The 12,379-nt window shown below is 36.0% G+C and carries 11 protein-coding genes; all 11 read right to left on the reverse strand.

Going from position 1 to position 12,379, the window contains the following annotated elements:
- Positions 1–34: 34 nt before the first annotated feature.
- The 11 genes from DRF60_RS01540 to DRF60_RS01595 all read right to left on the reverse strand — a co-directional run bounded on the left by DRF60_RS01540 (position 35) and on the right by DRF60_RS01595 (position 12,348).
- A complete protein-coding gene (locus tag DRF60_RS01540; RefSeq protein ID WP_116010358.1) occupies positions 35–2,014 on the reverse strand; it encodes a right-handed parallel beta-helix repeat-containing protein in 1,980 nt (659 codons plus the stop codon).
- A 189-nt stretch (positions 2,015–2,203) separates the two neighbouring features.
- Complete coding sequence (locus tag DRF60_RS01545) at positions 2,204–3,166, reverse strand: T9SS type A sorting domain-containing protein (protein WP_116010359.1); 963 nt, start codon at positions 3,164–3,166, stop codon at positions 2,204–2,206.
- 42 nt (positions 3,167–3,208) lie between these two features.
- On the reverse strand, positions 3,209–4,606 hold the full coding sequence (locus tag DRF60_RS01550) for an outer membrane beta-barrel protein (protein ID WP_116010360.1): 1,398 nt from the start codon (positions 4,604–4,606) through the stop codon (positions 3,209–3,211).
- Positions 4,599–5,165, reverse strand: coding sequence for an RNA polymerase sigma factor (locus DRF60_RS01555; protein ID WP_116010361.1), 567 nt, complete (start codon positions 5,163–5,165; stop codon positions 4,599–4,601). Before DRF60_RS01555 ends, DRF60_RS01550 begins: the two co-directional genes overlap by 8 nt.
- 93 nt (positions 5,166–5,258) lie before the next feature.
- Positions 5,259–5,840: a DUF4840 domain-containing protein gene (locus DRF60_RS01560; RefSeq protein ID WP_116010362.1), complete on the reverse strand. Its 582-nt coding sequence runs from the start codon at positions 5,838–5,840 to the stop codon at positions 5,259–5,261.
- A gap of 343 nt (positions 5,841–6,183) precedes the next feature.
- Positions 6,184–6,537: a hypothetical protein gene (locus DRF60_RS01565; protein ID WP_116010363.1), complete on the reverse strand. Its 354-nt coding sequence runs from the start codon at positions 6,535–6,537 to the stop codon at positions 6,184–6,186.
- A 191-nt stretch (positions 6,538–6,728) separates the two neighbouring features.
- Entirely contained in the window at positions 6,729–7,232 is a 504-nt protein-coding gene (locus DRF60_RS01575) for a hypothetical protein (protein ID WP_123902611.1), read from the reverse strand.
- Between the two features lie 212 nt (positions 7,233–7,444).
- A complete protein-coding gene (locus DRF60_RS01580) occupies positions 7,445–7,807 on the reverse strand; it encodes a hypothetical protein (RefSeq protein ID WP_116010366.1) in 363 nt (120 codons plus the stop codon).
- Positions 7,808–7,820: 13 nt separating this feature from the next.
- Positions 7,821–10,226, reverse strand: a complete 2,406-nt coding sequence (locus DRF60_RS01585) for a DUF3990 domain-containing protein (protein ID WP_116010367.1) — start codon at positions 10,224–10,226, stop codon at positions 7,821–7,823.
- 60 nt (positions 10,227–10,286) lie between these two features.
- Positions 10,287–10,766, reverse strand: a complete 480-nt coding sequence (locus DRF60_RS01590; protein WP_116010368.1) for a hypothetical protein — start codon at positions 10,764–10,766, stop codon at positions 10,287–10,289.
- A 19-nt stretch (positions 10,767–10,785) separates the two neighbouring features.
- The gene (locus tag DRF60_RS01595; RefSeq protein WP_116010369.1) at positions 10,786–12,348 is read right to left on the reverse strand and encodes a hypothetical protein; all 1,563 of its coding nucleotides are present in this window, start codon (positions 12,346–12,348) and stop codon (positions 10,786–10,788) included.
- Positions 12,349–12,379 lie beyond the last annotated feature (31 nt).

Consider the following 12,379-nt stretch of genomic DNA (forward strand, 5'->3'; position numbering starts at 1 on the left):
GTTTATGCTATTAAATTTAAAAAAAATGAATTTATCATCGGATGTCATGTATTGTAACTGTAGGATTTGATATAATCTGATCCGGTCCGAAATTACTGTTGTTATGAGAATGTAGTGTTCTGAATGTACAATAATTTATTTGTGGTGATTGCGCAATAATTCCGACCGGTAGTGTCACAAGGTCCGGATAGTTGGCCAATATATTGTTTTCACAAATAATTTCGCTGGCTTCGCCCTCTATAACAATATGTCCATATTCAGTATTATTATCCACCAGCCCTATGTTATTGGTCTTATTTGCGATAACTGCCGTTCTCTTAATGTCCCCAATTTTTATTCCGTTAGTTCCGCTTCTTAAAATACTATTGTTTTCTATGGTAAGGAAAGAATGCCCCAGCAGATCTAAACCACTTTGCTGAACTGACTTCAGGGTATTGGCTTTAATGATAAGATTTTCTTTCTTGCTATCCGTATGATCATCTATAATGCACGTTTTAAGGGTTTCAATATAATTTCCTTCAAGCGTTATATTGTCACCTGATTTTCTAATTCTGACTCCATCTCCGTTTCCTATCATCTCCAAATCACTAATTTTCACATTGTGTACTTTGTACAAATCTACAAGTGGATAATCAAATGTATTTTCTATCCTTCCGTTTCTTATTTTAACACCATTTGTTCCCTCTATAAAGATCTGTGAAGCATGGTTTCCTGAAGATGTCAAATTATGGATGTTAATATTAAAGATTGTATGCGAATAGGAATCTCCTTCTGTTTTACAGGCAAAGCCATCTCTGATATTATTCCTTGTTGTTAAATTTAATATGTTTACATCTCTAATTGACGACAAAGAATCCGGAGTCGTAATTAAAACTCCATACCCTTCATTTCGATCGCAAGTGCAGTTAATAATATTCACGTTTCTAACATGGTTTTCAGAGTTAGGTTCAATATCTATTCCCGACTCCGGAGTTGTTCCAACAGTATTATTAAACTGGCTGTTCAATATATTGATCCCGTCACCACGGATAACTGATGCTCCCTGACGGCGATTGTCACTACATTTAACATTAACTATATTTCCATTGTAAGCATTATTTATATAGATTCCGTCTCCCCAGCATTCAGATATTTCAACATCCTGAACATGGAAATTTTCTGCATTCAATACACTTATTCCAAATCCCCACTCACCTAAATCCGTATTATGAATGACTTCATAGGTTACTGAGCCGTCCAATACAGTGACCTGAGTATTCTCATTATAACCGGGATTACAGTTAGATGGCACCAATTCAGGAGTGACAGATTCACATTTTATATACAATGGAGCCCATGGTTTTTCCCCACCGCTGGTCCCTGCACTGACTACTTTCAGAGGGCAGTTGTTTACATATATATATTCTCCTACCTGGTAGGATTGGTAAGCACGCCACATTTTATAATAGCTTCCATCCGGCGCTTTAAAGCTGTATTTATTTCCTTTAACTTTTCCTCCGGTCAGCTTTGTGTTTACCGTCTGTGCAAAGGATATCAGTTCATAGCCATTTGTCCTTCCCGGCATCGCCTCAACTGTTCCATTCAGGAAATAGTTTGTATCACTCTGAAGCTGAATTTTAGCCCCACTATCAACGTCTATTTTATTGATTCCTGTAATTGTAACATTCTTTACTTTCATATTGTAAAGTCTTACCAGAGCTTTATTTATTGCAATAGTTTCATCATTTATACCATCCCCTTTGATTCCGCAGTAAGCGAGGCTCATACTATCTCCAAAACTAAGCTCCAATTTATATTGACTGTTGTTTACGAGGTTAATAATACTAAAGCCATCATCCTGAGCGGTAGTTTCTGATAAATAATAAACAACTGGCCTATCATAAGGGGTTCCCGGATAGTACCCCATAAGCTTTATATATTCCGGCTTTCCTGTTGCTAGTGAAGCTATTAATACTGATATTTCTGCTCCGCTTACATTGCGAAGCTCATCCATTGAATTTTTTACTATTGCCATAATTCTTTTTTTTAATTAATTATTTTCCAAAAGTACATGGCAACAGCGACAAAACCTGTCGCTTTTTAAATTGATTGTATCAGGAGATCTGCTTTGCAAATAAATTAAAAAAGACAAGCCGATACAAACCACCTCTGTACCGGCTTATCATGATTAAAAAAAAACTAACTAAGGATTGATTTTATGCTATTATTTTTTTATGAATTTATTCTTATAGGTATTCCCTTCTGAGTCTTTGGAAAGAATAATATAGTTTCCGGGTAAGAGCCTGCTTACATCAATAGCTTCATTAAAACGGTGCTCATTTTTCTGAAGAACTACCTTTCCTGACATATCAATAATGGAAATAGCTTTGTATATTTTGTCCGATTCTTTTCCGATATAAAGGAACTGTGCTGTAGGATTCGGGTATATTTTCAGGCTGTTTTCCTTCCGTTTTGTTTCGTCTGTTCCCAGGCTGCAAAAATCCCAGTTTCCAAAATTCAGCTTTACAAAATTTCCTGTCCCTAAAAATTCACACTGATCCGGGCAATACTCTGTACAGGCATAAAATCCATATTCTCCGGATTCTGTAGCGATATAGGTATCACCAACTGCACCATTTATCACACATGGATCTCCATTGGAAGGCGGCGGGCTGCTGGGAATGCACTTATACCATACATGACTTCCATAGAGATCAGGAAAGACATCATCAAATTTTACGGATGCTCCGGCACAAATATTATATTCTCCAGGTCCTACCTGGGAAAAAGTTCCGGGTGTAAATGTGCTGAGCATTGCAGGAAGCGCATACATAAATCCGTCTGCCATAACCGCCGGGCTTTCTGCCACACAGTCGCCCTGTGTAACTGCCACTTTAAAATAATAAAGCTGGTCGTCATTTCCATTGATAGTCAAAGTTTGTGAAACTGCTCCAGGAATTGGGGTCCACGGATTGGTATTAGGTGTTTGCCAGGTCCATTGCTGTTTGTACCATTGATAGCTTCCGAATGTTTGTGTAGAAAGTATCTCTGTTTCGGTATTGCAGAACAGAATTTTATCCGGGAATTTTACGCCCAGCCTGGGGCTTGTGATGGTTGGGTTACACTGTGCTTTTATATTCAGAATGGTCATGAACAGAAAAGCCAAAAAAATCAGTTTTGGTTTCATATGTAAATATTTAATGGTTTGATTTAGTCTTATTCAGTGGCATCAGTCCAGTAATAGTCTGATCCCGAACTTCATATTAAAGTTTAATGGTTTTTCTTTGTAAAGGGTATTGAGCTGATTCTCATTTTTAAAATGATACCCTATACCGGGCTCTGCATATATCCCGATCTTATCAATGATTTTCACCTGCAACCCTACTGCCGAATTCACTGAAAACTGTACGGGTTTAACATCAAGCCGTTCGCCCTGCTCGTCCTGCACTTCATTATTTACTATATATTTTGTCTTAAGTTTTCCTGCTATGGCTTTTTCGGCAAGTATTCCGCCGGTAACATATCCTGTAAAGCGTCCTTTCTGAATGACATTATAGTTGGCCTGCATCGGAATCCCTATATAATGAATGCTCTGATCCCCTTTTATATAATTTGAATTGCTTCCGGAGTGAAGTTCTGAGGTAAGTTTTGTATAATTGATACCCGTTCCTATTCCCCATTTTTTTCCAAGGTTATAATACACGGAAATACCAAATGTCACAGGGATTTTATGTCTTATCCTTGCTTCAACCTCTTTGCTTTGGTTAGCCAGCAAAACTTCTGTAAGCGGATCGGGATCTGTACCGGAGATCCATACGTCACTGAAAGTCATAGGGCTTCCGCTGATGGAAGTGTAGCCCGGGAACTTCTGTTCGGAAGAATTTGAGGAAACATTTCCTGTAAGCATGCTCAGCATCCATTTTTTGGGCTGACGACCTGAAGCTTTAGGTTTATCGTTGACAGCATACTTTTCCGAAAGTTTATTTTCATCATTATAAAGGACTTCATCTTCATCTTGTTTCTTTTTCAATACAGGATTTCCATTGAATGAAGAAAATGGATCATATAGAGGTGATTCTTCTTTTGCTAATGGGATTAAACTGTTTTTATTTTCCGTAGATTTTAGTATGATATTATTGTTATCAATAGTTTCTTCATTAAATATATTTTTTAAAATAGTACCCATATGAGCTTTTCCTGTCAATATATTTCCCTGTCCACTATATTTTCCACCTGATTTGGTATTGATTTGCTCATTTGTACTTGCCTTTACTGATTCTTTGATTTTTTTGCCATCTTTTTTAATGTTATCAGCATTTTCAGAGTTTACCGCTATTTTAGGTTCTGTTTCTGCATTCATTTCCAGTAAAAACTTTCCTGTAAAGAACAGCATGGTAACGGCAGCAGCCATTCCAACAATACGGTAGAACAGAGTGCTTTTTTTAGTTACAGAAATAGTTTTACTTTCTTTTTTATCATCAGCTTCAGGCATTATTCCTCCTGCCATTCCGTTTTCTTCCTCTCCGGCAAAAAGTTCATCTTTAATATCTTCCCACAGCCCATCCGGAATATCCTCTTCGTGGTCTTCCATTTTCCTGTGCAGATCATTGAGCCACCGACTATTCATATTGTGCTTTTTTTGACATTTTAAATTCTTTAATTTTCTGAATCAGCATTCCTTTTGCCCTGTGAAACTGTGAGGCGGAAGAATTTTCTGCGATTCCTAAAAGCCCGGCAATCTCTTTATGGCTTTTTTTCTCAAATACAAACAGGTTAAAAACGGTTCTGTACCCGTCAGGAAGTGAACGTATCATTTTCATAATGGCTGCCTGGGGAATTTCCTCTAGGTCCGGTTCCTCGTCATTGGGAATGTCTGGAAACTCCGTGAGATCATCATTTGTTGTTATGCCGGAATGCTGCTTTATATGTTTTAAAGCTTCGTTTACGGTGATCCGGATCATCCATGCTTTCAAAGACCCGCTTCCTCTGTATTCAAATGTTGCTATGGAGCGGAACATTTTGATAAAGCTGTTCTGAAGAACGTCATGAACATCGTCTTTTCCTGAAAGATAACGGGAACAGACCCCGGCAAGGTTTCCGGAATAGTTTCCGAAAAGTTCTTTCCAGGCAGCTTCTTCCTTCGTGAGAAGGCGTCTTATCAAAATCTGCTCCTTGTTTTCTTCCATGTACGACTAAGGTCCGGTTTAGCACCGATTAAAATTTTAAAGCAAAAATAGACCGCATCCGGCAAACCACAATCTATTGTTTATATTATCTTATCAATTAGTTTTTATACAGTACGGGAAATTGTAGTTAATCGCCTCGAAGGGGCTCAACTCCGTTCCATTTACCGTTATTTTTTCTGCTGCCAAAGCAAATCTCAGCGTGTGATCCAGTCCTACAAAGTATCCTTTTTGCTTTGCCACTACCGTTACGACTGTGTTTTTGACCACTCCGTCTACCGGGATCTGAAGCTCAAGCACCTTGGGTTCAAAAGTAAGCTCTACCCAGTTTTTCTCAGCATTTAATACTGTTGTATAATTCAGATTATATTTCACTTTTCCCATCGCCGCTATGGCATTCTGGGTTTTTACCGGATCTTTTACTACCGCCATTACGATTTCTTTTAAAGGAAATTCCGGAAATGTCAGGGTATCTTTTTTTATTTTAAAGTCTACGATTTTCTCCGCTCTAAACTCTCCCTGCACCGTGATAAGCCTTCCTTTATAATTACCGTTAACGTCTTCCAGCTTTACGGGTGGTACTTCTATCCTGTCCTCGTTCATACACGAGAACAGGGAGAAGATAATTGATAAAATTAAAACGGCAGTAATAACCTTAAGTACTATTGAATTCTTCATTTCATTATTTTTTTACATTAAACATTAATTGTATTGAGTACTCATCTATAAAACCCATTTTTTGGAAAATCTTGCGTGAGATTTTGAAAAAAGAATGAAATTATATTGTAAAGCATTGGTTTACTGTGAATAAAATTTGAAATTTATTTTTTGGAAATAAAAAACCAGTGTGGGTTTCACGCTGGTTTGGGGTATTTAATGTAAAAAAATTATAATGCATCTATTTCTGATAGCTTGATCAGATAATATTTGGTAAAATGTTTATTTAGTTTAAAAATAATATCCTGCCTATAAAAGATCTTAAAAACAAAATACGGCAACTTGTGGTTGCCGTTAAATAATTTTATCTACCATTTTTTTGTAAAAAATCTTTAAAATCTTTTAAAAACTGGACAAATTTTTCCGTAGACCAAATAATATCTGCTTTTTTTTGCTCTCTATTCAGAAGATTGAATAAATGTGTTTCTTCTTTATCTGCAACTATCAATAAATGACCTACTTCTACAGAATACTCAAAATCTTTATTTGTGATTGAATTAATCTCATCCAACATATTTTGAACTTCTTCGGATGTCCAAGACCAAGATTCAATATGTTCTAAAGCAGAAATTGTTTTGTCGGATACTTCAACTCCATATTGCCAAAGAGGCTCAATATTTGGAGCGCTATAACTTATTTTTTTAAATTTATAACTCATTTTTAAATTTTATTAATTTACTATTGGATAAGCACTGGTTAGGTTGCCTAATTCATCGAATTCAATTTGAATCCTGAAAGAGCCATTACTGCAAGGAAAATCAAATTTTCTATTTGTTGCTCTGGGATCATATACTCTTCCACTTTTTAACATTTGATCATATACTAAAGCAATTTCCTCTTTTACTCTTTTTATATCCCAGTTTTTTGGAAAAAAAGAAGATGTATTTTTCTTTTCACAATACCACTTCCATATTTCATTTCTACATTAGCTTTGAAGGGAATATCATCTGGTAAATCATGAAAACTTTTTATTCCCGGTGATTTTCTTATAGGACCTAGTTGTATTTTAGTTCCCACCACATCGTGGTTGTGTGCTCCGAAAAGTTCTAAAACATCTTCTCCACTTTTTTGTTTAATTAAAATCTCTCCATCAAAGTGATGATGAAACTTAATCTTAAATTGACCTTCATATTTAATATAATTCTCAAATAGAAGATCCTTTAATATTTTCTCCCCCTTCTCTGCATTAGTGCTTGCTCTTTTTAAATACATTAAAGTCTTTTGGTAAGCTTTGTCATACCGGCTTCCTTGGGCTATAATTTCTCCTTCGTAGACTAATGCAAATTTCCTGTTGCTGCTTATTGAGCCTATAACATCCGGATTAATCCCATTTCCTTTATTAATGTTTTCCATAATAGTCGCCGCATCTAAAAGCACCATTCCGAACCAAAGCATCGCACTCTGCAGTTTTTGAAAAGAACCCTGCGCTTGGGATTACCCATTCTGTAGGACTAAACACACGAAGGTCTTTCCTTTGGAAAACTCCGCTATTCAAATCCAAAAATAAGGAAAGTATAAAATGAAAAGACCGCCCAATTCATTGAGCGGTTAAATTGTTATACAAATTATAACGGAATATTATCATTGCCTATAATAAAAGACCCTAAATTATTTTGTCTTCTAAAATTCGTTGAAATTTCCTTCATTCTTTCATCATAATTAAAAGAGTTTTTAGTATTATCATTTTCTATAATACTTAATGCCCAATAGGGAGGCATATAATGTTCAACAAAGTATACACCATGATAATCTTCTAAATTATTTAATAAATTCACAAAATAATTGTAAAAATCATTTTCTATAATTTCTTTTTTATAATAATCAGTAATTAAAAGACTTACAAATTCAAAATATTTTTCTCTCAGAAAAATTTTCTTTGTACCATCGTCATCAATAAATGTAAATTGGCTGTTTTTGATTGGATTCATTTTATTATATTATTTATTTTTGCAAATATTTAGTGAGAACTTTAGCCCCTTTTTCACTCGTTATTGCTATTTGAAACTCTTTGTGCGCTTTCGGTAATGCAATTCCTTCCTTTACATCCCAAGGATTTTTTAGTTTCGGTCCTATTACTATATCATATTCATGTACTATATTTCCGGTTCTAGCTTTGGTTACAAAATCTGCCCATTCCTCAGTTGGAGTATCAAATACTTTAATGTTTAATTTTAACAATTCCTTCTCAGGTATGTCAAACTGTATAATATCTGATTGTAATCCACGACTGCCAAATTTATACTTGTTATAGCCAACAGTTTCTTTATAGGATGAACTGGTATAAAATGCTCCTTGTCCTTTTGTGTTAAAATCCAACTCAATAATATTCGCTGATAATAAAACACCATTTTTCCTTATTGAAATAACTGCATTAGGACTTGTTCCATGAAAAACATCTAAACTTCCTTTATTTTTTATCAAAAATTTTACTTCTAAAACACTCTTAACCTTCTGCACGTCATAGCTCGCCCTTCTTAAATTCGCTAATGTTTCTTGATATGCTTTATCATATCGGCTTCCTTGGGCAATAATTTCCCCTTTGTAAACTAATGCAAATTTCCTATTGCTGCTTATTGCACCTATAACATCCGGATTAATCCCATTTCCTTTATTAATGTTTTCCATGATAGCCGCCGCATCTAGTTCCATAAAGAAAGCACCATTCCGAACCAAAGCATCGCACTCTGCAGCTTTTGAAAAGAACCCTGCGCTTGGGATTACCCATTCTGTAGGACTAAACACACGAAGGTCTTTCCTTTGGAAAACTCCGCTGTTCAAATCCAAAAATAAGGAAATTGCCATTGCTTTCAAACCTTGCTGCACATTTTTTGCAGCTTTTGGGATTAGTACAAAAATGCCTCTGTAAGCAGATACTATAAGTTGAGGAGCAGCAATAATAATACCTCCCACTCCATAAATAAGATCCCAGTCCTCCAGAAAACTTTCCCCTCCGGGTAATTTTGCAATCTCTTGCCGAAGCGCCTGTACAGTAAGATCTATTCCTGCCAAACTAAGATCTGCCATAGCAGCCAATATCAGATATGGATTTCCTGTGGTCGCCAATGTAACAATTCCAAGGGTAACCGCCAAAATATCTGCTGTAATACGAATAAAGTAGTTTATTTCTTCCCATTTTTCAGCATCAGCCATCGCTTTTACATAAATAGCAGGAACGATCATGGTTACCGGTGGCATTTGCTCACCTGTTTCCGGATTGATGTATTTTTCTTTTTCATTTACAAAATATACCATTTCCAATGGATGATATTGTGCTCCATCATTCAGATTTTTCATCCTGCTTTGGCTTTTTACAGTGGTAGTAATTCCTAAATCATCTGTTTCATATTCTGCAGACTCATCGGAAATATATTCCTGCTGTTGTTGCAGGAAAAATGTTTTGGAATCAGACTGTCCGAAGCCCAACCAGTTTCCAGATAGTTCCATTACATCTGTGTTAATTTTGTAACCTTTCCCTGTTAGAAACGTCGATGCATCTAATTTTGGACGGTTTTGGGAAAATAAACAGAATTGCTGCAGGATATTAGCAAAAATCACTCTGTTTGGCTGTGGCTTTCCATCAATATAACTTATCCCGTCTAAGCCATAGTAGATTTTATTACAAAGCTCCGGCTCTTTCTTAAACCTTTCCAATAAATAGATATGGCTGGAAAAAGCTTTCAATACATTCACCAAAGCAGAGCTTCCATCTTTCCACCCACTCCAAAATCCTGTGTCATCATAATCTGCGAGAGTAATAAGATGATCCATTACTTTCTCATTATCTAACAACATTCTTTCAAAGACAAAATCCGGAGTATTGGTATAAAGAAATAGAAGCTCTTCCGGTGTGCTTGCTTTCTGAAAATAAAACTGATAGACCTTCGTAAAATAGCCGAAATAATCATATGAAGTTCCCTGCTCAAAATCACCATAACCTACATACTGTATCAAATTCCTGAACTCTTCGTACGAAAAAGTCTCTAATACAATAGCTTTTCTTCGACGAAGGTTTTCATTATCTGCCTGCCTGCGAAAAAAATATTTCAATCGAAAACTCATTTTTTTTTCAGTCAGATCAATATCAAATTCTATTTCAGATTGACTTTGAACTAAATCTACCAGCTCTTTATTTTTATTGAGATAGGTTTTTAGCCTTATCACATTTTTTTCGTCTTTTATAGATAATTGTTCCGCATGCCAATCATAATCGTTTATGTCATATTCCAAAATAAAATGATTGCCAATGGTATTGCTCCTCCGAAGGTTATAACACAATTGTTGCTTGTTAATAAAATTATCAGTACGCCATTCGTTGCTTAATATATCTCTGATTTCTAGTGTGTCCATAATTTTTTTTCCCTTTTTGAAAAAGGCAGAGCATTACGCTCTGCCATTCATTAATACTTCTTAGGAAAGCTTGTCCAATGCTTCTTTGTGAGTTTTCACAAATTCATCCAGGTAAGAAGCCAGAAGCTCCGTAAAGCCAACCTTCTTATTCTTCAGCAGCCAAAGCATATATTGATAACTGGGAACTTTTACCTTGTCTGCAGCCATGCCATCTGTAGGTTCAACCAAAGGCTGCTCAATTGGTGCGCCGTAATTATCACGGAGATAGCTCCATGTTTCCTTATAGATGACCCACTCCGGGGCAGGAAGAGCTATATTAATCTCTTCGCCGGTTTCTTTGTCTTTCAGTACCTGCTCATAGCTGAAGCATATAAACTGCTGTTTAGATTTGGCATCAATATCCAGAACACGAATACTCCTATTGAATTGTGGAAGCTTCGGATGTTCAGATAATGGTAATTCTGCAAGATTTAATTCAACATTTTCGATGTCATTGATTAAAGCCTGTATTTGAGTCGTTATTTTTAATTGTTCGTTCATAATTTTTGATATTTTAAATTTAGAAAAGGGTTAATTCTGTAATGTTAAAGGAAATGTTTGCATTTACGCTCATATTGGTATTGAACATCGCAAATGAAAGTGCATCGGTTGAAATACTTTTAGAGTAATTGAGAACCGTACCATTTTTTGTAAGAACAAAATAGACTACAGATCCCCTTCTCATAATGGTATAATTAAAAGTTTCGGGATTTATCGGAGCTTGCGCATGCGTAATCGAGCTATTATCTAAATAAACCTGACGGCCCCATGAGTCCTGTCTTCCTACAACTCTCACACTAGCAATATTAAGATTAAGAAGGTCTAATGATGTAGAACTGAGCATCAAACCGATAGAATGATATGGAACTGTACTGCTGGGAGAGCTAAAGTTTACACTTACATCAAAACTTAAATAAAAATCCTGATTGGCTTCAATAATTTTTGAAGATTTAAGTGCCGATACCACCACAGCCTCATTAGCATAGGCTTTTACATTTGGATTACTCTGGTACTGCCCTGCGCCTGCATTTCCAAATACACTATCATTAGTAAGGTTATTGTAGATCTTTTTTGACCATACAATAGTACTCAGATCGAAGTTGTTGGATGAGGCCGATACAGTAACAATACTTGTCGTTCGGTGTACCTGAACAGTTGGAGTTGAAGTTCTGATAACAATATTATAATTTTGATTTGCAGAAAGAGAATCTCCATATAAAGTTACCACCATAGATTTTCCATCAGCAAAAGTCTGAAACCCTAAACAGTCAACTTCTCCAACTCCCAATTGGTTCTCTTGTGGTATAAATTTTACCGAAGTGTTTGCTGGATTTAAGTTTAAATTTAAGCCTTGTAGTACCAAATATTTTACCGTGTGTTCATGTTTAAGAATAGAAGGGGTGATAGAGTATACATTAAGTGCTGCATTACTGTATTGATTATTCCATGCAAGCCCAAATTGTTCTTTTTCTGCTGTTGTTAAAATATTTGGAAGCTGCAGAAGAAGATTCTTTCCGTTTGATTTTCCCAGCCTGCCGGATGCATTTTGAGCTAATAACATATTAAAAGTCGTATCACTCGAAACATCGGCTAATCCGGTTACTGAATAATAAAGCCCTGATGTATTCAATGTCCAGTTGGCACCGAGTGTCAGTCCGGCACCGGGTACCGTAGTCAGAGAAGAATTGGCAACGTTTTTTCCTAAATCACCAGCAGGTAATTTCGCTACATTTCCATTGTCATCCAAACCCACAATTTTCGGATAATCTAAAACATTACCATCTGTGGAAGGTATATCCAACTTCTGATTTAATTTTTCGCGTGTATTGGCGTTGTAGTCTCGTTGGTTTATGATTCCCTCCGCAATAAAAGAAGGGTTTGAAATCGAAAGATGAGTATCTGCCAGTTCCAGAGGAATACTTCCATCAGTAACAGCATGTGTTTTCAGATCTCCATTTTGATCAATGGCATAATCTGTATAAATGGGAGAGCCAGACTCGGCGACCTGGTAAATGACATTAGTTTCCCTCTCTTCAACCGGTGGTAATTCATTTACTCGTATAATTTTTCCTATTATAGACATATTTTTTATTTTTTTAAATTAGTAATTCTTG

The organism is Chryseobacterium elymi, assembly GCF_003385495.1.
GTDB classification, from domain to species: domain Bacteria; phylum Bacteroidota; class Bacteroidia; order Flavobacteriales; family Weeksellaceae; genus Chryseobacterium; species Chryseobacterium elymi.